This is a genomic window from Alitabrizicola rongguiensis (assembly GCF_021491355.1).
GTDB classification, from domain to species: domain Bacteria; phylum Pseudomonadota; class Alphaproteobacteria; order Rhodobacterales; family Rhodobacteraceae; genus Aliitabrizicola; species Aliitabrizicola rongguiensis.
On the sequence record NZ_JAKENF010000006.1, the window covers coordinates 11,805 to 33,466 of the forward strand.

At 66.9% G+C, this 21,662-nt stretch carries 29 protein-coding genes and 1 pseudogene; 23 read left to right on the plus strand and 7 right to left on the minus strand.

Annotated elements, in window-relative coordinates; genetic code table 11:
* The first annotated feature begins 50 nt into the window (after positions 1–50).
* From L0V05_RS19620 to L0V05_RS20765, 11 genes and pseudogenes are all read left to right on the plus strand, one after another.
* Positions 51–251 (plus strand): DUF6511 domain-containing protein, encoded by a 201-nt coding sequence (locus L0V05_RS19620; RefSeq protein ID WP_085377270.1) that lies wholly within the window; start codon positions 51–53, stop codon positions 249–251.
* The gene (locus L0V05_RS19625; RefSeq protein WP_234873203.1) at positions 251–1,018 is read left to right on the plus strand and encodes a PD-(D/E)XK nuclease family protein; all 768 of its coding nucleotides are present in this window, start codon (positions 251–253) and stop codon (positions 1,016–1,018) included. The genes L0V05_RS19620 and L0V05_RS19625 overlap by 1 nt, the downstream gene beginning before the upstream one ends.
* Complete coding sequence (locus L0V05_RS19630) at positions 1,015–3,330, plus strand: AAA family ATPase (RefSeq protein WP_234873204.1); 2,316 nt, start codon at positions 1,015–1,017, stop codon at positions 3,328–3,330. The genes L0V05_RS19625 and L0V05_RS19630 overlap by 4 nt, the downstream gene beginning before the upstream one ends.
* A 466-nt stretch (positions 3,331–3,796) precedes the next feature.
* Complete coding sequence (locus L0V05_RS19635; RefSeq protein ID WP_234873205.1) at positions 3,797–4,333, plus strand: hypothetical protein; 537 nt, start codon at positions 3,797–3,799, stop codon at positions 4,331–4,333.
* Complete coding sequence (locus L0V05_RS19640) at positions 4,330–4,536, plus strand: hypothetical protein (protein WP_432759348.1); 207 nt, start codon at positions 4,330–4,332, stop codon at positions 4,534–4,536. Before L0V05_RS19635 ends, L0V05_RS19640 begins: the two co-directional genes overlap by 4 nt.
* Positions 4,533–4,961 (plus strand): DUF6362 family protein, encoded by a 429-nt coding sequence (locus L0V05_RS19645; protein ID WP_234873206.1) that lies wholly within the window; start codon positions 4,533–4,535, stop codon positions 4,959–4,961. Before L0V05_RS19640 ends, L0V05_RS19645 begins: the two co-directional genes overlap by 4 nt.
* Before the next feature lie 690 nt (positions 4,962–5,651).
* Positions 5,652–6,992 carry a site-specific DNA-methyltransferase gene (locus L0V05_RS19650; protein WP_234873207.1) on the plus strand — a complete coding sequence of 447 codons (1,341 nt, stop codon included), beginning with the start codon at positions 5,652–5,654 and terminating at the stop codon, positions 6,990–6,992.
* A 1-nt stretch (position 6,993) separates the two neighbouring features.
* A pseudogene (locus L0V05_RS19655) lies at positions 6,994–7,500 on the plus strand (DNA cytosine methyltransferase); the annotation flags it as partial.
* Between the two features lie 205 nt (positions 7,501–7,705).
* Positions 7,706–8,104, plus strand: a complete 399-nt coding sequence (locus L0V05_RS19660) for a hypothetical protein (protein WP_071166975.1) — start codon at positions 7,706–7,708, stop codon at positions 8,102–8,104.
* A complete protein-coding gene (locus L0V05_RS19665; RefSeq protein WP_071166974.1) occupies positions 8,101–8,310 on the plus strand; it encodes a DUF7220 family protein in 210 nt (69 codons plus the stop codon). Before L0V05_RS19660 ends, L0V05_RS19665 begins: the two co-directional genes overlap by 4 nt.
* Before the next feature lie 305 nt (positions 8,311–8,615).
* Entirely contained in the window at positions 8,616–8,915 is a 300-nt protein-coding gene (locus tag L0V05_RS20765) for an HNH endonuclease signature motif containing protein (protein WP_406565997.1), read from the plus strand.
* A gap of 51 nt (positions 8,916–8,966) precedes the next feature.
* Here the strand turns inward: L0V05_RS20765 and L0V05_RS19670 are convergent, their stop codons facing one another.
* Positions 8,967–9,485: a DUF3489 domain-containing protein gene (locus L0V05_RS19670; protein ID WP_234873208.1), complete on the minus strand. Its 519-nt coding sequence runs from the start codon at positions 9,483–9,485 to the stop codon at positions 8,967–8,969.
* A 96-nt stretch (positions 9,486–9,581) separates the two neighbouring features.
* Positions 9,582–9,806, minus strand: coding sequence for a hypothetical protein (locus L0V05_RS19675; RefSeq protein ID WP_028031059.1), 225 nt, complete (start codon positions 9,804–9,806; stop codon positions 9,582–9,584).
* 111 nt (positions 9,807–9,917) lie between these two features.
* On the opposite strand from L0V05_RS19675, the gene L0V05_RS19680 reads away from it, so the two are divergent.
* Genes L0V05_RS19680 through L0V05_RS19700 form a run of 5 tightly spaced genes read left to right on the plus strand, consistent with a single transcriptional unit; the run spans position 9,918 to position 16,187 of the window.
* Entirely contained in the window at positions 9,918–10,478 is a 561-nt protein-coding gene (locus L0V05_RS19680; protein WP_234873209.1) for a hypothetical protein, read from the plus strand.
* Positions 10,426–12,429, plus strand: a complete 2,004-nt coding sequence (locus L0V05_RS19685) for a phage terminase large subunit family protein (RefSeq protein WP_234873210.1) — start codon at positions 10,426–10,428, stop codon at positions 12,427–12,429. The genes L0V05_RS19680 and L0V05_RS19685 overlap by 53 nt, the downstream gene beginning before the upstream one ends.
* On the plus strand, positions 12,429–12,638 hold the full coding sequence (locus tag L0V05_RS19690) for a phage head-tail joining protein (protein WP_234873211.1): 210 nt from the start codon (positions 12,429–12,431) through the stop codon (positions 12,636–12,638). Before L0V05_RS19685 ends, L0V05_RS19690 begins: the two co-directional genes overlap by 1 nt.
* Complete coding sequence (locus tag L0V05_RS19695) at positions 12,638–14,149, plus strand: phage portal protein (protein WP_234873212.1); 1,512 nt, start codon at positions 12,638–12,640, stop codon at positions 14,147–14,149. Before L0V05_RS19690 ends, L0V05_RS19695 begins: the two co-directional genes overlap by 1 nt.
* Positions 14,150–14,153: 4 nt before the next feature.
* A complete protein-coding gene (locus tag L0V05_RS19700; RefSeq protein ID WP_234873213.1) occupies positions 14,154–16,187 on the plus strand; it encodes a prohead protease/major capsid protein fusion protein in 2,034 nt (677 codons plus the stop codon).
* A gap of 2 nt (positions 16,188–16,189) precedes the next feature.
* Here L0V05_RS19700 and L0V05_RS19705 read toward each other — a convergent pair whose 3' ends face one another.
* Positions 16,190–16,477 (minus strand): type II toxin-antitoxin system RelE/ParE family toxin, encoded by a 288-nt coding sequence (locus tag L0V05_RS19705; protein ID WP_234873214.1) that lies wholly within the window; start codon positions 16,475–16,477, stop codon positions 16,190–16,192.
* 5 nt (positions 16,478–16,482) lie between these two features.
* Positions 16,483–16,722 carry a ribbon-helix-helix domain-containing protein gene (locus tag L0V05_RS19710; protein ID WP_234873215.1) on the minus strand — a complete coding sequence of 80 codons (240 nt, stop codon included), beginning with the start codon at positions 16,720–16,722 and terminating at the stop codon, positions 16,483–16,485.
* A gap of 71 nt (positions 16,723–16,793) precedes the next feature.
* Between L0V05_RS19710 and L0V05_RS19715 the strand changes: the two genes are divergently transcribed.
* The gene (locus L0V05_RS19715; RefSeq protein WP_234873216.1) at positions 16,794–17,129 is read left to right on the plus strand and encodes a DUF2190 family protein; all 336 of its coding nucleotides are present in this window, start codon (positions 16,794–16,796) and stop codon (positions 17,127–17,129) included.
* A 6-nt stretch (positions 17,130–17,135) separates the two neighbouring features.
* Here the strand turns inward: L0V05_RS19715 and L0V05_RS19720 are convergent, their stop codons facing one another.
* The gene (locus L0V05_RS19720; protein WP_234873217.1) at positions 17,136–17,978 is read right to left on the minus strand and encodes a PGN_0703 family putative restriction endonuclease; all 843 of its coding nucleotides are present in this window, start codon (positions 17,976–17,978) and stop codon (positions 17,136–17,138) included.
* On the opposite strand from L0V05_RS19720, the gene L0V05_RS19725 reads away from it, so the two are divergent.
* Positions 17,977–18,306 carry a head-tail joining protein gene (locus L0V05_RS19725; protein ID WP_255683875.1) on the plus strand — a complete coding sequence of 110 codons (330 nt, stop codon included), beginning with the start codon at positions 17,977–17,979 and terminating at the stop codon, positions 18,304–18,306. The two genes, L0V05_RS19720 and L0V05_RS19725, sit on opposite strands and share 2 nt — an antisense overlap.
* Positions 18,303–18,932, plus strand: a complete 630-nt coding sequence (locus L0V05_RS19730) for a DUF6441 family protein (protein ID WP_234873219.1) — start codon at positions 18,303–18,305, stop codon at positions 18,930–18,932. The genes L0V05_RS19725 and L0V05_RS19730 overlap by 4 nt, the downstream gene beginning before the upstream one ends.
* A gap of 14 nt (positions 18,933–18,946) precedes the next feature.
* Here L0V05_RS19730 and L0V05_RS19735 read toward each other — a convergent pair whose 3' ends face one another.
* Together L0V05_RS19735 and L0V05_RS19740 are read right to left on the minus strand one after the other, a co-directional pair.
* On the minus strand, positions 18,947–19,237 hold the full coding sequence (locus L0V05_RS19735; protein WP_234873220.1) for a type II toxin-antitoxin system RelE/ParE family toxin: 291 nt from the start codon (positions 19,235–19,237) through the stop codon (positions 18,947–18,949).
* A complete protein-coding gene (locus tag L0V05_RS19740; protein ID WP_234873221.1) occupies positions 19,225–19,509 on the minus strand; it encodes a CopG family ribbon-helix-helix protein in 285 nt (94 codons plus the stop codon). The genes L0V05_RS19735 and L0V05_RS19740 overlap by 13 nt, the downstream gene beginning before the upstream one ends.
* A gap of 89 nt (positions 19,510–19,598) precedes the next feature.
* On the opposite strand from L0V05_RS19740, the gene L0V05_RS19745 reads away from it, so the two are divergent.
* From L0V05_RS19745 to L0V05_RS19760, 4 genes are all read left to right on the plus strand, one after another.
* Positions 19,599–20,018 (plus strand): acyl-CoA transferase, encoded by a 420-nt coding sequence (locus L0V05_RS19745; protein ID WP_234873222.1) that lies wholly within the window; start codon positions 19,599–19,601, stop codon positions 20,016–20,018.
* Positions 20,019–20,042: 24 nt separating this feature from the next.
* Positions 20,043–20,981, plus strand: coding sequence for a phage tail tube protein (locus L0V05_RS19750; protein ID WP_234873223.1), 939 nt, complete (start codon positions 20,043–20,045; stop codon positions 20,979–20,981).
* 11 nt (positions 20,982–20,992) lie between these two features.
* Positions 20,993–21,430, plus strand: coding sequence for a phage-derived protein YdaY family protein (locus tag L0V05_RS19755; RefSeq protein ID WP_234873224.1), 438 nt, complete (start codon positions 20,993–20,995; stop codon positions 21,428–21,430).
* Positions 21,431–21,492: 62 nt separating this feature from the next.
* Positions 21,493–21,657, plus strand: coding sequence for a DUF7697 family protein (locus tag L0V05_RS19760; RefSeq protein WP_169728722.1), 165 nt, complete (start codon positions 21,493–21,495; stop codon positions 21,655–21,657).
* Positions 21,658–21,662 lie beyond the last annotated feature (5 nt).

Sequence of the window (21,662 nt, forward strand, 5' to 3'; positions counted from 1 at the left end):
CGATGCCCTGCCAGGCATGGTTCGCGGCCCGCCATCGCAAAGGACTGACCATGCAGGGAATGACCGAGGAAGAGCGCGCAGCGATCGCGCTGGTGATGAAGCGTCTGGGCCAGACGATGGACCGGATCGGCTGGGACAAGCGGCTTCGCGATCTCACGGCGGCCGACGTCACGGCGCTGATCGAAGAGGTGCTGGAAGGCTACGGCGCCGAGATGTCGCGCATCGCCGCCACGGCGGAGGTGCCGTTCTGATGCTGGACTACAATCACCGCCCCGGCATCGCCGAACGCGTCAACGCCGCCATCGATGCCGCGTTGGTCGCCGAGCGCAAGGCCACGCCGCCTCGGATCTATCTCGGCGCATCCCGGCTGGGGCATGACTGCGAACGGGCCCTGCAGTTCGAGTTTGCGGGCGCGCCCAAGGACGACGGTGCGGACTTCGGCGGTCAGACGTTGCGGATCTTCGAGATCGGCCATCAGCTCGAGGATCTGGCCATCCGCTGGCTGCGCGCGGCCGGGCTCGACCTCTACACCCGCAAGGGCAACCGCCCTGATGGCGAGCAGTTCGGCTTTTCCGTCGCGGGCGGGCGCATCCGAGGCCACGTCGACGGGATCATCGCCGCAGCACCAGCGCCGCTTGGCATCGGCACTCCCACGCTCTGGGAATGCAAGACTATGAACGCCAAGAACTGGCGCGCCTGCGTCAAGGACGGGGTCGCCCTCGCCAAGCCGGTCTATGCCGCGCAGATGGCGCTCTACCAGGCCTACATGGAAGGGACGGTCCCCGGCATCTCGGCCAATCCGGCGCTGTTCACCGCGATCAACAAGGACACCGCCGAACTGCACCACGAGCTTGTGCCCTTCGACGCAGGGCTCGCGCAGCGCATGTCCGACCGGGGCGTCCGGATCCTGCAGGCGACCGATGCGGGTGAGCTTTTGCCTCGCATCGCCACCAATCGTGACTTCTTTGAATGCCGCTTCTGCCCATGGGCCGCGCGCTGCTGGGGGCTGCCCAAATGAGCGACGACAAGATCATCCACTTCAGCCCGTGGCAGGATTTCAACGACGCCACGACGGCCGAAGATCCGTTTGGCGTGGAGCCGGACCCGGTCCAGATCGCGACGTTCCTCGATGTCGTGTTCGGCTGGTGCGAGGGCCAGATCCCGGTCCGAGGCTTTGTCGATATGGGGCAGGGCAAGGAGGGCCGGCCGCACAACGTCTGGATGGACGCTGACGCCACGGCACCGGGCAAGCTCGCCACATTCGCCAACTGGGCCTGGCGCGAAGGGGCCGCCGTCTCTGTGATCCCCGGCACGGTCGCCGGGGCAGGACAGGCCAAAGCCGCCGAAGTGCTGCAAATGCAGGCACTGGTCGTCGATCTCGATGCGGGCGATATCCCCGCCAAGCTCGCCCATCTGCTGCGCCATCTGGGTCAACCCACGCTGATCATCGAGAGCGGCGGGCGGACGCCCGAAGGTGCCAGCAAGCTCCATGTCTGGTGGAAGATGACCGAACCCGCCGAGGGGGCGGCGCTGGCCAGTCTTTGCCGCCTGCGGGGCGAGATTGCCCTGAAGGTCGGCGGTGACACGCATTTCCGGTCTGCGCACCAGCCGATCAGGGTGGCGGGCACTGTCTATCACAAGCATGGCAACCAGCGCCTGGTGCAAATCCGCGAGCACCATTCCGTCGAGGTCGATCTCGACGAGTTCGCAGAGCGCGTGGCCGAAATGCCGCCCTTGCCGGGGGCCGGGATGGTCGCCAGCGGAAGTGTCACCCCGGACAAGCCCCGCCTCGACGATGTCTTGGTGACCCCTGTGCGCGAGGGTGGGCAGGACGACTGGTCCCGTTTTGAGGGGGCATCGGCCGCGATCGGGCATTTCATCCGTTTGGTTCACGAAGGCCGGATGTCGAAGGACGAAGGCTGGGAGGCGATCTGCGGCTACAACGCCGCCATGTTGCGGCCCTCCTGGCCGATCGAGCGCCTGCAGCGCGAGTCCGAGCGGCTCTGGGATCTGCACGTCCAGAAAAACGGCCCGCCGCTGGTCCGCCTCGACAGCGCAGCCCCCGCGCCGAGCGAGATGCCCACCTTCACACTCGGCGCGCTGCTGGACGATACCAGCCCGATGCCCGAGGACATCATCGCGCCCCGTGTGCTGACGCCGGGTGGCTTGTTGGTGCTGGGCGGTGCGCCGAAGGTCGGCAAGAGCGATCTGACCATCAGCTGGCTCGTGCACATGGCCGCCGGTCAGCCCTTTCTCGGCTTCACCCCGCCACGCCCGCTGCGGGTGTTCTATCTGCAAGCCGAGATCCAGTATCACTACCTGCGCGAGCGGTTGGGCCAGATCGCGCTGCCCGCCAGGGTTCTGGATGCCGCACGCGACACCTTCGTGGCAACGCCGAAGCTGAAGCTGCTGCTCGATACCGAGGGCAGCGTGCGCGTAGCGCGCGCCATCCAGGCGGCGTTTCCGGATGCGGGCCCGGACATCATCTGCATCGACCCGATCCGCAACCTCTTCGATGGTGGGCCGGCCAATTCACATGGGGGTAGTGGCGGCGAAAACGACAACACCGCAATGATGTTCTTCCTCAAGGACCGGGTCGAGGTGCTGCGGGATTACATCAACCCCGCCTGCGGGGTGATCCTGGTCCATCACACGCGAAAACTGTCGAAGCAGCAGCTGAAGGATGATCCGTTCCTCGCCCTGTCCGGGGCCAGCGCGCTCAGGGGCTTCTACACCTCCGGCCTGATCCTGCACCGGCCGGATGAGGACGCCCCGGAGCGAAAGCTCGAGATCGAGCTCCGAAATGGTCCCGCGCTGCCCTCGAAGCTGATCGACAAGGTTGGCGGCCAATGGGTCGAGATCAACCCGATGAACGAGCGCCTGGTCCGCGCCGAGGTTGGCGCGAAATACGATGCAGAGCGCGTCCGCAAGCAGGAGGTGATCCTGTCCATCCTGCTCGAGGAAGCGGCCGAGGGACGGCTCTATACCGTCAACCAGTTCGCCGAGGTCTTCGAGAACAAGGGTGGTCTGGGCGGCAAGGACGCCATCCGCGACCGGATCGCCGTGCAGGCCACCAAGGGTGGCATCAAGTTTGTCCGCAACGCGGCCCCCTATGGCCTCGGGCCCTCACGCTCGCGTTTCGGATACCTCTGCGTCGAGGGAATGGTCATGCCCGTGGGGCACGGCGAGGAGGTCGATCCGGAGACCGGCGAAGTCAGCCCCGCACGCGTTGCGGTGCTGCCCACCCATTACAAGTCGCCCCAGACCGGCGCGCTCCTCGAGGTCGAAAACCCGCATGTCTGGGTCTATCCGGAGGGGGAACGGCCATGATCGCCCCCGACAACTGCTTTGCGCGGCACTGCGCAGAGACCAGTTTGAACCAGATTGGCCACACTGCCGAGACTGCCTCGTCATCCTTACGCGGGACCACGCAGGGTCCAGTTGTGACCAGTTTCGGCCCGCTTCCGAAACTGCCCCTGCAGGATTGCGCGGATGCCGCAGCGGCTACGCTGCAACCAGTTTCGGCAGGATCGACCGAAACCCACCTCCCGAAACTGGAATTCCTGTTTCCTGTCAGTGTCTTGAGACGGTTTTCAAGTTTCGGGGGTGAAACCACCCCCTACGGGGGTGGGGGAGAACGCCGCAGGCGGGTTCTCCCTCGCCCACCCCCAGGGGTTTCGCGCGCGTGGCCTGTCGAGTGCCGGATCACCCGATCCGGCAACGGCAGCCCAGACCTTCCGCAACATTCACCCGATGTCGCCTTCCACCGAGCAGCCAACCAGAAGAGGAGCCCCCCATGGCTGACCTGACACCCGCCACCCGACCCCATGTGGCCATCCCCGATCTTCCGGCCTCCGTCCGGTCCGGCCGCACCCTGTTGGCCCTTGATCTCGGCACCACGACAGGATGGGCGCTGCACGGTCTTGATGGGCTGATCATCAGTGGCACGGTCTCATTCCGTCCCGGTCGCTTCGATGGCGGTGGCATGCGCTATCTGCGGTTCACCAACTGGCTCGCAGAGCTGGACCGTCTGTCTGGGCCCATCGCATCCATCTGGTTCGAAGAAGTCCGTCGCCACGCGGCTACCGATGCCGCCCATGTCTATGGCGGGCTGATGGCCACGCTGACCGCATGGGCGGAACTGCGCGGCGTGCCCTACGAGGGTGTCCCGGTCGGCACGATCAAGCGCCACGCCACCGGCAAGGGCAACGCCGACAAGGCGGCGATGATTGCCGCCGCCCGGGCGCGGGGGTTCAGTCCCGCCGATGACAACGAGGCTGATGCCATCGCGATCCTGTTCTGGGCGCTCGAGACCAAGGGGGGCCTGCAATGACTGGGATGCGTTTTGCACCGAAAGGCTATGGCGGTCGCCGTCGGAACCCCGATGAGGTCAAACGCGATGGCTGGCACGAACAGCGCGTGTTGGCCGTCGCCCTCGACGATCACCGCCTGACCTGGCCCGAACGGGAACTGGTGCGCCAGCTTGGCGAAAAACTCTATGGCCCGGCCACCAGCGGGCGGGAGGTGCAGCGATGACCGTCTGGACCCCAGCGCTGGTCGAAGAACGGCTGGCCGAAGCCGCTTTCGTCCTGAAGCGTCTGCCCGAGCCCCGCAGGCAGGGCTACTTCAGCACCTGGCCTGCAGTCCTGCACAGCTTTGCCGACAAGGTCGGGCAGGAGCCGAAGCCCATGCGCGTGCTGCCCTCGCCGCAGGCGATCAGCCGGATGGAGGAAACGCTGACCTGGACTGCCTGCCTCGAGCCGATGGACGGCCGCATCGTCTGGATGAAAGCCCATGGCGAGCGGTGGAAGGAGATCTGCTGGTCCGCAGGGCTGCACCGGTCAGCCGCGCATCAGCACTGGCAATTCGGCCTCGCGGTGATCGCGCTCACCCTCAACAAGCGGCGGTTCAACCGCAACCTGTCGAAGCAGCGCGTGATCGAACTGGCCAGTGGCGCGTAACCCCTCGTGCCAGATAGAAAATTGTCCGCCGGACAGTTTTCGAAGGGACAGAAAGCCCTTTCCCGGGCTAGAAAGTTGATATGCTCGGGAGAGGAGCGCGCGGGGCAGGGGTGGCATCGAATGCGACACAAAAGAGATGGTCGCAAATGCTGACCGACCTCTCAGACCTCGCTTGATCGACGACGCTTCACATCGTCCCATATGTGCGCTCCAGTATCGTACAACTCGCGCAGCGCCCGCGGCCCTTGAGAGATCGCGATCGCGTAGAGCCCGAGACGGATTACAATCGGGACGATAATTGCAGGCATTCGACATCTCCACGCATAAACAAGATAGCTGGTAGATTTGCATCGTCATCAGTTTTTCAACTCCTCGTCGGCACCTTATTTTCTTGTCGGAGCGAGATCACCTTCCCGTCCGCCAATCCTTGGAGCAATGTCGGGTCTTTGGTTCCTTCCCGGCGATATTCGTATGCTGGCGGGCGAAGCGCGGCACATCGCCAGCGATAGGGCCGGATTTTTGGGAAGCCACCCAAAAGCCAGCGTCGCTTGAACCCGCCTGAAACACCGCAAAATCAAACCCTTGAAGCTAGACACCCCCGGTGGCCGTTGGACCCCGCACGGAGTCCAGTCTGGACCCCGGAGTCCGGAAGCCAGGGGTTTCCACCCTGATCCGAGGAATGACCCGCAGATGACGCTTAGCTTTGCCCCGGACCGCATCGAGACGTGGCCGCTGGCCAGGCTGCAGCCATACGCCCGCAATGCGAAGGCGCACGGGCCGGACCAGGTCGCGAAGATCGCCGCCAGCATGGCCGAGTTCGGCTGGACCGTGCCGTGCCTCGTGGCCGAAGACGGAGAGTTGATCGCGGGGCACGGGCGCGTGCTGGCCGCCACGCAGCTCGGGCTGACCGAAGCGCCGGTCATCCTGCTGGGCCATCTGACCGAGGCGCAGCGTCGGGCCTACCGGATCGCGGACAACAAGCTGACGGAACTCGGCACCTGGGACGAGGCGCTGCTGTCGGCCGAACTGAACGACCTGCTGGCCGAGGATTTCGACCTGTCGCTGGTCGGTTTCTCGGACGGCGAACTCGACAAGCTGCTGGCCTTCGTGCCGGAGGGGGACGGGGAAGAAGGTCGCGCCGGGGGCTCCGTGCCGCCGGTGACGATCCCCGAGCCGCCGCGCAATCCGGAGTCGCGCACCGGCGATCTCTGGATCCTTGGCGATCACCGCCTGCTGTGCGGGGACAGCACCAGCGCGGCGGACGTGCGCCGCCTGATGAATGGCGAGCGCGCGATCCTGTTCGCCACCGACCCGCCGTATCTGGTGGATTACGACGGCTCGAACCATCCGACCCGCAACAAGGATTGGTCTGAGTCCTATGGCACGACCTGGGACGACAGTTCGCAGGGGGCGGAGCTCTACGACGGGTTTATCGCGGCGGCCGTTGCCGAGGCGATCACCGAGGATGCGGCGTGGTATTGCTGGCATGCCTCGCGCCGCCAAGCGATGCTGGAAGCTTGCTGGGAGAAGGCCGGCGCTTTCGTCCATCAGCAGATCATCTGGGTGAAGGACCGCGGGGTTCTGACCCGGTCCCACTACCTCTGGAAGCACGAGCCCTGTTTCATGGGGTGGCGTCGGCCGAACCGCCCACCCAAGGTGGCGGAAGAAACCCTGCCATCGACATGGGCGCTGCCGAGTTTCGCCAAGGACGACCGGCCCGACCATCCGACGCCGAAACCGCTCGACGCCTTCGGCATCCCGATGCGCCAGCATGTTGCGCGCGGTGGGCTTTGCTACGAGCCGTTCTCAGGCTCCGGCTCGCAAATCATGGCGGGCGAAGCCAACGGCCGCCGCGTCTTCGCGATGGAAATCAGCTCGGCCTATGTCGATGTCGCCGTCGAGCGCTGGCAGGCCGAGACCGGCCGCGACGCGATCCTCGACGGAGATGGTCGGACCTTTGCACAGGTCAGAACCGAGCGGCTGGGCGAAGCCCCGGCCGCACCTGAAAACCAAACCGAAACCGCAGCGTGACATGCATGACCTGGCTTTACCTTCCTCCGGACGCGCTTCCGGAGCCGGAGACGCGTGCCTGTTCGGACTCTCGCTGTGCTCTGGCGCGGGCGGGCCTGACCTCGGGCTCACCATCGCCATCCCCGGATATCGTGCTGTGGGCCATGTCGAACGGGAAACCTTCGCCGCAGCCACGCTCGTGGCGCGGATGGAGGACGCGTCCCTGGATCGCGCGCCTGTCTGGGACGATGTTGCCACCTTCGACGGGCGCCCTTGGCGCGGCGCGGTGGATATCGTCACTGCGGGCTATCCGTGCCAGCCGTTCTCCGTCGCGGGCAAGCGCCGGGGTGCCGACGACCCGCGCCACCTCTGGCCGCATGTCGCTCGCATCATCGGCGAAATCAAACCGCCCTTCGTCTTCCTCGAAAATGTCGCCCATCATCTCCGCCTCGGCTTCCCCGAAGTCGCCAGCGGACTGGTCGGCATGGGCTACCGCCTTGCGGCAGGCCTGTTCACGGCGGCGGAAGTCGGCGCGCACCACAGGCGCGAGCGGCTCTTCGTCCTGGGCATCCGCGAAGGCGACGAGTTGGCCGACCCCGCGCGCCTGCTCTGGCACCCGGTCGAGTGGCGGGAACCGGACGGAACTGCTGCGCCTCTGGCCGACGCCCCGTGCCAGTGCGAACGAGAACCGGCAGACGAAGCCGACGCCCTCGCAGGAAGCGGGGCAGCACGGCATGAACCTCGCGACGACGGCCGCGCTCTGGCCGACGCCGATGGCGAACGATGGCTGCAAGCCGAGCGCGGGCAATCGCCGGACAGCGGACCTGACGCATTCGGCGGGGCTGTGGATGACGCCGACGGCGCGCGATCACAAGGACGGCGCGACGAGCTTGGCGAACACGCCGGTCAACGGCCTGCTTGGCCGCCAGGTCCTCACGACGCCGATGGCTGGGCGCGATACCTGCGATGCGCGCCGGACCTTGAACCCGCTGTTCGTCGAGGCGCTGATGGGCTGGCCCACCGGGTGGACCGGCTTCGCCTCTGTGGCAATGGCGTGGTCCCCCTGGTTGCGGCGCATGCGCTGCGAACTCTGGCGGCTGAATTGCTGGCCGATGGATGAGGTGGAGGCATGAGCCAGACCCGCCTCATGTCGCTGGTCGAGTCCGTCGCCAACGTAATCGTCGGCTATGGCGTCGCCGTGGTCACGCAGATCGTGATCTTCCCTATCTTCGGGCTGCACACGACGCTGGCCCAGAACCTGAAGATGGGCGCGGTGTTCACCGTGGTCAGCATCGCGCGGTCCTACGTCCTGCGGCGGCTGTTCGAAAGGTTCCGTTGACGTGATGCGGGACGATCATTTATCCTGGCGCTGCTGCGAATTTGGCCTCGGCCGAATTGAGTAAGCCAGCGGCTACTCTGACCTGAGGTCTTGTCCTGCAGGTTTCGCGGTCCGGCATGCGGAGCCACGGATCACCGGGCCTCGCGCGAGCAGGAGCTTCCAGCCGGGGAGCGTCCGTTACGGGCGTCGCGCATTCGCTTCTCACGAAGTCGAATGAAAGGACCCGTGTCATGGGATCTGTTAAACGTATCCGTCAAAGGAAGATGATGGCCCAAGGTGGCCGCTGCTACTATTGCGGCATGCCGATGTGGGACGATGCTGTGGAAGCCGCAACTTCTCAACGAAACTACCAAACGAGGCGGACCCCAAAGGCGCTACGCTGCACCGCCGAGCATCTACACGCCCGCTCCGACGGTGGTAGCGACACGGATGAGAACATCGTTGCGGCCTGCTGGTACTGCAACAGCCAGCGCCATAAGCGGAAGTGCCCGCCCTCGCCCGAAGAGCATCGCGTGTATGTCCAGAAGCGCATGGCAGCCGGAAAGTGGCTGCTGGCGCAGGTGTCATTGGTCGGTCTCACAGCGACACTGACGAGGCCATCGTAGATACAGGCCGCCGCCCGGTCGGGGCGGCGGCGTAGCATTTCTGGCGTTGGGTCAGGCGGCGGGAAGCCTGTAGACCCGCCCGCGCCCCTCGACCTTCTCCGAGGTCACCTCGAGCCCGAGCTTCTTCTTCAGAGCACCGGCCATCGCGCCGCGAACCGTGTGCGACTGCCAGTCCGTCGCTGCCATGATCTCCTCGATTGTGGCGCCGTCCGGTGCCCGCAACATTTCAATCAGCGCTTCCTGCTTGGTGCCCTTCCGGCGCGGGGAAGATCTGGTGACGTTTTCGGCTGGTGTCGTGGTGGCATCGTGCTCGGTGATCCCGAGCATGCTCTGTGCCAGCGGCGTTGCGCGCAGGGTGATCGGGCCGCGCGCCTCGTCGTGCCGCCAGACGGTGTTGAGGTCGGTGGCGGGGATTTCCTCGATCAGCCCGAGCTTCAGAAGGCTCTTGCAGACATTGCCGACAGCGCCGCCCTTCAGCTTGGCGGTGATGGGAAAGACCGCGCCATCATCGCGCGCGCAGGCCGCCGAAAGGATGACCGCTTGGGTATCGGTCAGCTGGATCTGAGGCATAGGGTCGTCTCCGTTCTCGGGGCCGCGACTGCCGCTGCCCTCCTACGGCCCCAAGCCGCGCTGGGCGCACGGCGAGAGTTCTGGCGTTGCGGTTGGTCACTCGGCGTGTTCGCCCTCCTTGAAGGCGCTGTCGGTGATCTCGCGCAGCTTGGCGCGGTAGTGGTTCAGGGTGCCGACGTGCCCCCAATGGATCTCGTCGGGGCTGGTTTCGAAATGGTCGGCGCTGAGGGCAGCGAGGCGTGCCAGCATCGCGTCGATCTCGCATTTGGCGGCGATGAAGGCGTCGAGGGCTTTCTCGTTGGCGGTGGCGCGGCGGGTCATTCTGGTGGCTCCGTAGTGAGTTGCATCGTTTCGTTGGAGTGACGTTTGCTCCGTCCGCGCCACTTATCAACTCGATAAGCACATGAAACTGAATGATAATCGGAGCCGTCGATGCAGGGCATGAGCGAGCGCCAGTACGCCGCGCATGTCGGGCTGTCGCGGGGCGCGATCCAGAAGGCGAAGACGGCCGAACGGCTGGTCCTCTATCCCGATGGCAGCATAAACGCGGCCGCCAGCGATGTGCGTCGGTCTGAAACCACTGACCCGTCCAAGACCCGCAAGCCGCCCGAACCTAAGCTGAAACCCGTCCCCGAGGCGGCAGTGGCTGCCGTCGGCGACACCCTGCGCGAACAGGGCCTCGCGGTCCCTGCGGTCGGTGGCGGCACGACCTTCCTGCAGGCGAAGACCGCCAACGAGGTGCTGAAGGCGCAGGAGCGGCGGATCCGGCTCTCGAGGCTGAAGGGGGAGTTGATCGAGCGGGCGCGCGCGCTGTCGCTGGTGTTCCGCCTCGCGCGGGAGGTGCGGGACGCTTGGGTGAACTGGCCTGCACGCGCGGCGGCGCTGATGGCGGCCGATCTGGGGGTCGAGCCAGCCGCGATGCAGAAGGTCCTGGAGAAACATGTCCGTGCCCACCTCGACGAGCTTGGCGAGGTCCGGCCCGATTTCCGGTGATGATGAAGCACTGACGGACTTCGACGGCGCGGGCGAGATCCTGCGCGCCTGGGGCAACGGGTTGCGGCCCGACCCTGACCTGACCGTCTCGGAATGGGCGGACCGGCATCGGATGCTGTCAGGTCGCGCATCGGCTGAACCGGGGCGGTATCGCACAGGGCGCACGCCCTATATGCGCGAGATCATGGACCGGCTGTCGCCGGGCGATCCCACGCAGCGGATCGTGTTCATGAAGGCCGCGCAGGTCGGCGCGACCGAGGCGGGCAACAACTGGATCGGCTTCGCCATCCATCAGGCGCCGGGTCCGATGCTGGCAGTCCAGCCGACGGTCGAACTGGCCAAACGCAACTCGCGCCAGCGGATCGACCCGCTGATCGGCGAGAGCCCCGAGCTGCGGGAGCGGGTGAAGCCCGCGCGATCCCGCGATGCGGGCAACACGATGCTGTCGAAGGAGTTCGCGGGCGGCATCCTGATCATGACGGGGGCGAACTCAGCGGTCGGGCTGCGCTCGACCCCGGCGCGCTACATCTTCCTCGACGAGGTCGATGCTTATCCGGCCTCGGCCGATGAGGAAGGCGATCCGGTGACGCTGGCCGAGGCCCGGTCGCTGACCTTCGCCCACCGGCGCAAGGTGTTCCTGGTCTCGACGCCCACCATCCGGGGGCTAAGCCGGATCGAGCGGGAGTTCGAGGCCAGCGACCAGCGCCGGTTCTTCGTGCCGTGCCCGCACTGTGGCCATTCGCAATGGCTGAAGTTCGACCGGCTGCGCTGGCAAAAAGGCAAGCCGGAAACGGCGGAATATCATTGCGAAGGCTGCGACGCGGCCATCGCGGAGCACCACAAGACGGCGATGCTGGAGGGCGGCGAATGGCGGGCGACCGCCACGGCCGCCGATCCGACCACGGCCGGCTACCACCTCTCGGCGCTCTATTCGCCGGTGGGCTGGCTCAGCTGGACCCGCATCGCCCGTGGCTGGGACGCGGCCCAAGGGTCGGATGAGGCGATCAAGGCGTTCCGCAACACCATCCTCGGCGAGACGTGGGTCGAAAGCGGCGAAGCGCCGGACTGGCAGCGGCTTTACGACCGGCGCGAGGCGTGGAAGCCGGGCACGGTGCCAGCGGGCGGGTTGTTCCTGACCGCCGGGGCGGACGTGCAAAAGGACCGGATCGAGGTCGATGTCTGGGCCTGGGGTCGCGGGCTGGAGAGCTGGCTCGTCGATCACGTGGTGATCGAGGGCGGACCCGACCGGCACGACGCGTGGTCGGAACTGACGGCGATGCTGGACAGAAGCTGGCCGCATGAACGCGGCGCGCATCTCAGGATCGCGCGGCTTGCCATCGACACCGGCTATGAGGCCCCGGCCGTCTACTCCTGGTCACGGGCGCAAGGCTTCGCGCAGGTGTCGCCGGTGAAGGGCGTCGAGGGGTTCAACCGCTCGAGCCCGGTGTCGGGGCCGACCTTCGTCGACGCAACCGAGGGCGGCAAACGCCTTCGGCGCGGGGCGCGCCTCTGGACCGTGGCGGTCTCGACCTTCAAGGCCGAGACCTATCGCTTCCTGCGGCTGGCGCGCCCGACCGAGGAGGAGATGGCCGACGGGGCTGTGTTCCCGCCCGGCTCGGTGCACCTGCCGACATGGGTGGAAAGCGAATGGCTTAAGCAGGTCGTGGCCGAACAGCTGGTGACGGTCCGCACCAAGCGCGGCTTCGCGAAACTCGAATGGCAGAAGCTGCGCGAACGCAACGAGGCGCTGGACTGCCGGGTCTACGCCCGCGCTGCCGCGTGGATTGCGGGTGCGGACCGCTGGCCCGACGAGAAATGGCACGACCTCGAGGATCAGCTCGGGGCGGCGCCAACAGAAACGGATGGCGCAGGGCGGGTCCACCGACCGCAATTCGCACCCCAGGGAAAGCGGCAGTCGGACTGGCTTGGCCGACGCGGAGGGTGGTTCTGATGACCGACTGGACGGAAACCGAGCTCTCGGCGCTGCGCAGGGCCTATGCCAGCGGCACGACGCGGGTCAGCTATGATGGAAAATCCGTCGACTATGGCTCGGCCGAGGATCTACTGGGCCGCATCCGGACCATCGAACGCGCCATCGCGGGTACCACGCGACCGCTGCCGGTCGCCGGGCTTGCGGGCTTCTCGCGCGGGGACTGGTGATGTCGGCCAGCTGGTTCGATAGGGCCATTGCCTCTGTCGCCCCTCGGGCCGCCGCCCGTCGCGTGCTGGCGCGGCAGGCCTTCGAAACCCTGACGCGCGGCTATGATGGCGCGGCGCGCGGGCGTCGCACCGAGGGCTGGCGTGCGCCGGGATCCTCGGCCGACACCGAGATCGGCGGCGCCGGGGCGCTGCTGCGCGACCGGATGCGCGATCTGGTGCGCAACAACCCGCATGCGGCCAAGGCCGTTGCGGTGCTGGTGAACAACATCGTGGGCAGCGGCATCATGCCCCGTGCCGCCAGCGGCGACGACGAGCTGGACCGAAAGGTCGACGCCCTGTTCACCCGCTGGACAGCGGAGTGCGATGCCGACGGCCAGCTGGATTTCTACGGCCTGCAGACATTGATCTGCCGCGAAATGGTTGAGGCGGGCGAGGTTCTGGTGCGCCGCCGTCTTCGGCGATCCTCGGACGGACTGCCGGTGCCGCTGCAAGTGCAGGTGCTGGAGGCTGACTTCCTCGACGCCACGAAATCCGGCGCCCTCGGCGCGGGGCGGCTGGTGCAGGGGATCGAGTTCGATCCGGTCGGCAAGCGGCGGGCCTACTGGCTGCACGCCGAGCATCCGGGCGACGCCTATGGCGCCTTGCAGAACGGCTTGCAGAGCCGCCCGGTCCCGGCGAGTGAGATCGCCCATGTCTATGAAAAACAGCGCACGCAGGCCCGCGGGGTTCCCTGGGGCGCGCCGGTGATCCGGTCCTTGCGCGATCTCGACGACTATGAAGTGGCCGAACTGGTCCGCAAGAAGACCGAGGCCTGCGTCACCGCGATCGTCTTCGGCGACGACGAAGCGCAGCAGGGCATCGCGCCCTCCGTGGTCGATGCCGACGGCAACCGGGTCGAGCAGTTCGAGCCGGGGCTGATCGCCTACGCGCGGGGCGGCAAGGACATCCGGTTCAACCAGCCCGCTGCCACCGGCGGCTATGGCGAATACAAGCGCGCGAGCCTGCACACGATCTCAGCCGGGTTCCGGGTGCCTTACGAATTGCTGACCGGGGATCTGTCCCAGGTCAACTATTCCTCGATCCGGGCGGGTCTCGTCGAGTTCCGCCGCATGATCGACGCGGTCCAGTGGCAGCTCTTCATCCCGATGCTCTGCGCGCCGGTCTGGCGCTGGTTCACCGAGGCTGCATGGGCAGCAGGGCAGATCCCGACTCCGGATGTGCCGGTGGAATGGTCGCCGCCGAAGTTCGATGCCGTCGATCCCTACAAGGACGCGATGGCCGACCTGCTGGCGATCCGGACCGGCACCATGACGCTGGCGCAGGCCATTGCCCGGCAGGGCCACAACCCGGACGCGGTGCTGGCAGAAATCGCCGCGACCAATGCCAAGCTCGATGGCCTCGGCCTCGTGCTCGACAGCGATCCGCGCCGCGTCACCAAGACCGGCAGCGCGCAGGCTGGCGACCCGACCAGTGACCCGGCCGCCTCCGCATCCGAACCAGAGAAGGAATAGGGCCATGCCCGACACGATGATGGTGGCCCCGCTCGCCCTGCCAATGCAGCTGCGGCGCGCGCCCATCCTGCCCGCAACCGTCAATTCCGAGGCTAGATCGGTCGACGTCGTCTTCACCACCGGCGCAGCCGTCCGGCGGCGGCGCTGGACCGGCTGGGACACCTCCGTGCCCTTCGATGAAATCCTCGAGGTCAGCGACCGGGCGGTGGACCTGACGCGCCTCAACGCCGGGGCCCCGGCGCTCGACAGCCATTCGGTCTGGTCCTCGCATTCGCAGGTGGGCGTCGTCGAACGTGCCTGGATCGAGGGCAAGGAGGGCAAGGCCACCATCCGCTTCCCGCGCGAGGGGCTGGACCAGGCCGCCGACCGGATGTTCGGCCTGATCAGCGACGGCATCATCCGGAACGTCTCGGTCGGCTATTCCATCGAGCGGGTGAAAGTGGTCGAGCCCGCCGCGAAGGGCGAGGTCGAGCAGCGCATCGTCGAGCGCTGGACCCCGCTTGAGGTCAGCTTCGTGACCGTACCCGCCGATCCCCGCGCGCAGGTGCGTGCGGCCGACCAAGCCAGCTATCCCGTCGAGATCGTCGACACCCGCATGCAAAAGGAGGCATCCATGCCTGAGAGCACGACCCATGTGGCCGGGGATGTCCCCGCCAGCCATGAGACCCGCCAGCCGCCCGTCGTGGCCCCGGCGAACCCCGAACCGACCAGCGCACGCATGCCGGAACCGGCACCTGCGCCGGACAGCGAGGCCATCGCGACCCGCGCTCGCGAGGCAGAGCGTGACCGCGTCTCGACCATCTACGATCTGGCCGGGCGGCTGAACCTCGAGCGCGGCTTCGCCGAGGATCTGGTCAAGCGCGGCGTCAGCGTCGACGAGTCCCGTCGCCTGATCCTGGATCAGGTCGCGGCGAAGTCGGACGAGACCCGGACCTTCCCGCATGTCTCGATCCCGCTCGGCGGCCGGGATGATTGCATCACCCGCCGCGACGCCGTGGCGAACGCGCTTCTTCACCGCTACAGCCCGACGCTGTTCCCTCTGGAAGATGCCGCGCGCCAGTATCGCGGGATGACGCTGCTGGAACTCGCCCGCGAAAGCCTCGGTAATGCGGGGGTCAACACGCGCGGCCTCTCGCGTGATGAGGTGGCGACGCGGGCGCTGCACTCGACCTCGGACTTCCCCGAGATCCTGTCGGCCGTCACCAACAAGACGCTGCGGCAGGCCTATGACGCCTATCCCCGCACCTTCGCGCTCTTCTGCCGTCAGGTGCTGGCGACCGACTTCAAGTCGATGCACCGCGTCCAGCTCGGCGAGGCCCCGCAACTGCTTGAGGTGGGCGAAAGCGGTGAGTTCAAGCGCGGCACGCTCGGCGAGAGCAAGGAGAGCTACAAGGTCAAGACCTATGGCCGGGTCGTCGCGATCACCCGGCAGGTGCTGATCAACGACGACCTCGACGCTTTTACCCGGATCCCGGCGATGTACGGCAACTCCATCGCGCAGTTGGAGTCGGACGTCGTCTGGGGCATCATCACCGCGAACCCGGCGATGGCCGACGGCAACGCGCTGTTCCACACCACGCACAAGAACCTCGCAGGCACCGGTGCTGCGCTGGATGTCGCCAGTGTCGGCGCGGCGCGGGCGGCGATGGCCCTGCAGACCGGCCTCGACAAGAAGACGGTGCTGAACATCCGGCCCGCCTTCCTGATCGTCCCCGCGGCCCTTGAACTGAAGGCCGAGCAGTTGGTCGCCCAGAACCTCGTCCCCGCCGACAGCGCCAAGGTCGTGCCGCAGTCGATCCGGACGCTGTCGCCCATCAGCGAGCCGCGTCTCGACGCCGCCAGTGCCACCGCCTGGTATCTGGCGGCGAGCCCGAACCAGATCGACACCATCGAGTACGCCTATCTCGAGGGCCAGCAGGGCGCCTACATCGAGACCCGCAACGGCTTCGACGTCGACGGCGTCGAGATCAAGTGCCGCCTCGACTTCGGCGCCAAGGCCATCGACTGGCGCGGCCTCTACAAGAACCCGGGCGCATAAGGTCAGATTAGGCCATAGAGGTCGCGGCGTCCGTGCACGGCGCGGACGATCTCGATGTCGTCGCCGTCGATCCGGTAGAGCAGCAGGTAGGACCCGCTGACCAGATAGCGCAGCCCGGGGCGGATATCGTCCCGGGCTGGGCCCATCTGCGGGTTGTCAGCCAGGTGGCTGGCGACCTCGTCCAGCCTGTCGAGGACGCGGTCGGCTGCGGACGGATCGTCCTCGGCGATGTGCGTCCAGATCTCGATCAGGTCTTCGCGGGCCGCCCGCGTGAAGAAGATCCGTGGCATGCGTGTCAGGACGCGCTTCTGCGGTTCCGGGCCTCGCGCTTGATATCGGCCATGGTCGTGCCCGGCTTGGCGCGGCCGCTGGCGATCCCGGCATCCCAGAGTTCACCCACGACCCGACGGGCCCTCCATTCGCGCAGCGCCTCGCGGACCACCTCGCTCGACGAGGCATAGGCACCGCTGCCCACCGCTTCCTGCAGCAGAGCGGCGTGCTCGTCGGTGATCGAGATGCTGATCTTGCCGGCCATGTCCGATCCTCCTGCCGCAAAGGTAGGAAAAATTCGCACCACTCGCAACTGCCACCAGAAAGGAAATCCCCATGAAGAACTACGTCCAGCCCGGCAACACCATCACCCTGACCGCGCCCTATGCCGTCACCTCCGGCGATGGCCTGCTTGTTGGCTCCATCTTCGGCGTCGCCGCTGGCACCGCCGCCATTGGCGAGGCAGTCGAGGCCGCGCTCACCGGCGTCTACGATCTGAAGAAGGTCGCATCGCAGGCCTGGGCCGCAGGCGACAAGGTCTATTGGGACAACACCGCCAAGGAAGCGACCAGGACCACCACCTCGAACACCCTGATCGGCGTGGCTGTGGTCGCGGTGGCGGGCGGCGCAGGCGATACCATCGGTCGCGTGCGCCTGAACGGGGCCTTCTGATCGAGCCTAGATGGCGACGAGATACCGAGCCCGGAGTTCCGCGAGATGTGACGTCAGCCAAGCCGGCCCGGTTTGCGCCCAGGTTTCCCAGAGCTCCGGATAGCTCATGGCGACGAAACTCGGACCCGCGCCCGCGACCCGTTCGGCGAAAGCAGCGATTTCGGCGCGATGTGCCGCAAACTCGGGGCAAGCATCGGGGTTCTGCGGCTCCCAGAACAGATAGAGGAGCGTCGTGGGGCCGTCCCGGAACGTGTGCGCCAGACCGAAGGCGTGCTTGATCAGTTGGGCCGCATCCAGCCAGACATAGCTGTCGGGCGCGGACATCAGACGGATCATCTCGCGGAAATAACCATGATCGCGCCTGCCGTCGCGGATTTGCTCGGCATAGGCAGGCGAGAAGGCGGCGCGGTGTCTGACAAGGTACTCGGTCAGTTTGGACTCGATGCCGACCACCCCGGTCGGGCCTGAAAGCAGAACATCGAGGTTCGGGGATCGTCCGCCCCGCAGGCCAGTCGGGCATTTCCGCTCGAACTGGAGTTGATCGAAGGCCGCGCCGCCTGGCATCGCCAGATCACCGATGCGACGGCGGAAGGGTGCAAAGCAGTTCACGGCAAGTGCAGACGAGGAATGCGCCGCCCGGAATTTGGTCTGAAGCTCGTTGCCGTCGCCCGCGCTGAGATCGGCCTCGAAGTCCTCGGGCACGACCATCGGCAGCAGGTTGCCCCTGAAATCTGCGGCATAGCCGTTGTCGTCGATCAACCCGTCAGGACGCTGACGGGCCAGTGCCCTTCTGAGGGCGACAAGCGCTCGGGTGCGAACGGGGCTTTGGGAAATGGAAACAAGTGTCATGGAGGGCAGCATAACCGTGAACGCATTTGCATCCACAGTAGATTTGCTCTTCGCCGATCCGAACATCGGCCGGGACGCGGTCTACATCGCCGATGGCGGCGCGCCCAAGCTGGTGCGCGTCGTTGCCCGGCGCGCCGATGCGATCACCGACTTCGGCGACGCGCGGCTCTGGTCCGAAACCACGCGCATCGACCTGCGCGTGGCCGAGGTGCAAGCCCCGCGCCCCGGCGACCGCATCGAGATCGACGGCGACGCCTTCCTCATCCAGGGCGAGCCCGTTCGCGACCGCGAGCGGCTGGTCTGGACCGTCGATCTGAGGGTCGCATGAAACTGAAGCTCGACATTGATCCCGACATCGTCGCGATGATGGCGGCCGAGGTCGCGGCGGGCGAGCGGGCCGTGTCGGCGGCGATCCGCGAGGCCGGGACAGGGCTGAAGGCCGCCTGGCGGCTGCAGATCACCGGCGCGGGGCTCGGGGCCCGGCTTGCCCGCACCATCCGGTCGGAGCAGTTCCCCAAGGCTACGCCCAGCCTCAACGCGGCTGCCGTGGTCTGGTCTAACGCCCCGGTCATCGTCGGCGCGCACGATAGCGGTCCGCTGATCCGTTCGAAAAACGGGTTCTGGCTTGCGATCCCCATGCCAGCGGCTGGCAAATCGACGCGCGGCGGCCGGATCACCCCCGGCGAATGGGAACGCCGCACCGGGCTGAAGCTGCGCTTCATCTATCGCCGCCGGGGACCGAGCCTGCTGGTGGCCGAGGGGCGGCTGAACACGAAGGGCCGCGCCGTGGCCTCGCGGTCGAAAACCGGTCAGGGTGTCGTCACCGCGCCGATCTTCCTGCTGGTGCCGCAGGTCAAGCTGCCGAAGCGGCTGGACCTCGCGCGGGATGCTGCGAGGGCGCACGATGCGGTGCCGGGGTTGATCGTCGCGAACTGGGTGGATGCCAAGGTGTGATCACCATCCGCCCATCAGTAGCCTGCCTCTCGTTGATGGCGCACGGCCAATACGACCGCCGTCTCGCCGTCGAGCCGATAGAGCGACACATAGCCACTGTCGCCAAAGGTAATGAACCACTCGCGGAATTCCGGTTCCATGTCCTCGACCGGCCGCCCGGCACCGGGCTGATCGCGCAGGATGTTCATGCCTTCGCGGATGGATTTGGCGGCGCGTCGGGCAGCGTCAGGGTTCTTGTCGGCAAGGAAGCGGTAAAGCCGTTCGACATCCCGCAGCGCGGCGGGCGACCAGATCAGTTGTGGCATTCAGGAGCAGCCGCCTCTTCGCCTGCTTCCAGCTTGGCAAGCCAAGCATCGGCTTCGTCATGTGTGACATGCTTGCCGGTCGCCTGATACTCATGCCAGGCCTGCAACCCCGCTTGCCGGAACGCCTCACGCTTCTCCTCGCGCTCGATGAATTGCGCGACGGCCTCGCGCAGCATCCAGTGTGTCGAGCGGTCCTTTGCATCCGCCAACCGTTTGAGGCGGTCACGGGTATCCTGATCGAGCTTCACGGCGATGGGGCGGACGGCGCTCATGGGTACGGCTCCGGGTGAGTATTCATGGGTATTACCTTTAGCACATCACTGACTGTCGCAGAAGTCACAATTGAGCCAAGGGCCGCCGAATGCCAACTTCTCGCGAAACCATCCTCGCCGCGCTGCACGCGCGGCTTTCGGCGCTGCCCGCAACCGCTTTGCGCGGTGATGTGCTGCCCGAACGCGTGCCGACGGCGGGCCTCCTGATCCTGCGCGACGGTGAACCTGGCGAGCCCGAGGTGACGCTCTCGCCTCTGCGCTATCACTACCAGCACCGGACCGAGATCGAGGCGGTCGTGCAAGGGGCCACCCGCGACGCCGCCTTCGACACACTCTGCGCCAGCATCGGCGCGGCGGTTGCCGCCGACCGCACGCTGGGCGGTCTCTGCGACTGGGTCGAGGCGGAAGCGCCGCGCCCGGTCGATCTGGCCGTGGAGGGTGCCGCCAGCCTGAAGGCGGCGGTGATCCCGGTCGTCCTTCACTATTCCACGGCTGACCCGCTCGGCTGATCCCCTTCACCACAGGAGAACACGATGGCACGAGCCCATGGGGCGCGGGCGCAGATGGCGCTTGCGTTCGAATCTGTCTATGGCACCGCGCCCGCCACGGGCTATCGTACGGTGCCTTTCGCCAGCACCACGCTCGGCTCTGAGCAGCCGCTGATCGCCTCGGAACTGCTGGGCCAGGGACGCGACCCGCTGGCCCCGATCAAGGATGCGGTCACCGCCGACGGCGATGTGGTGGTGCCGATCGACGTCGAGAACTTCGGCCTCTGGCTGAAGGCGGCTTTCGGTGCGCCTGTCACCTCTGGTACGACGCCCAAAACCCATACCTTCCAGTCCGGGAGCTGGACGCTGCCCTCGATGGCCATCGAGACGGCCATGCCCGAGGTGCCGCGCTATGCGATGTACACGGGCTGCGTCTGCGACCAGTTGTCGTGGCAGATGGCGCGGTCGGGGCTGCTGACCGCCACCGCGCGACTGGTGGCGCAGGGCGAGAATGTTGCCGCCACCACGGCCGCAGGCACTCCCACCTCGCTGGCGCTGCAGCGGTTCGGCCACTTCAACGGAGCGATCACGCGCAATGGCACGCCGCTCGGCAACGTCATCTCGGCCGAGGTGACCTATTCCAACGGTCTCGACCGGATTGAGACCATCCGCTCGGACGGCCGCATCGAAGGGGCCGACCCGGGCATGGCCGCGCTGACCGGCCGGGTGGAGGTGCGCTTTGCCGACACCGCGCTGATCACGCAGGCCATCGACGGCACGCCCTGCGAATTGATCTTCGCCTGGAGCCTCGGGGCCGAGGCCAGCTTCACCTTCACGGCGCATGCCGTCTACCTGCCGCGCCCGCGCATCGAAATCCCGGGCCCACAGGGCATCCAGGCCACTTTCGACTGGCAGGCGGCCAAGGCCACCAGCCCCGCCCGCATGTGCACCGCCGTCCTCGTCAACACCGTCGCAACCTATTGAGAAGGCCCTCCATGCTGACCCTCGACCTTTCGAACGCGCCGCAGTGGTGCGACCTCGTCCCCGGCGTGCGCCTCCGGCTCCGCCCACTGACCACGGCGCTGATGGTGGCTGCACGCGGTGATCCGGCGATTGCCGACCTGCCCGAGGGGGCCGCGACCGAGGAGGCCGCGCTCGCCATGGCCAAGGCGCTGGCGCGGCGTGCGATCCTCGAATGGGAGGGGATCGGCGATGCGGATGGCAATCCCATCGATCCGAGCCCCGAGGCCATCGACGCGCTTCTCGACATCTGGCCCGCCTTCGAGGCGTTCCAGACTTCATACGTCGCCAAGGCTCTCCTGCTGGACGCGGAAAAAAACGGCTCTGCGCCCTTGCCGACTGGTCCTTCGGCGGGGGCGAGGGCTACTGCGCGGCCTGCGCGGGATCCTGTCCCGACTGCCCCGCACGGCTGAACCAGCCGCTGACGCTCGAAGGCGCGCAGGTCTGGGACCTGGCGCAGCGCCTTGGCGGGCAGATGCGCGTCATCCCCGGCGCGGTGATCGGCTGGGACATGGGCGCGGCGCTGGCGCTGGGCTTGGCCCTCGGCATCTCCTCGCCTGCCATGGCCGAACTGCTGCCCGCCCTCGAAGCGGTGATGGTCCGCCGCGTCAACGAACAGATCGCGGCGAACCGCGACTGACCCCA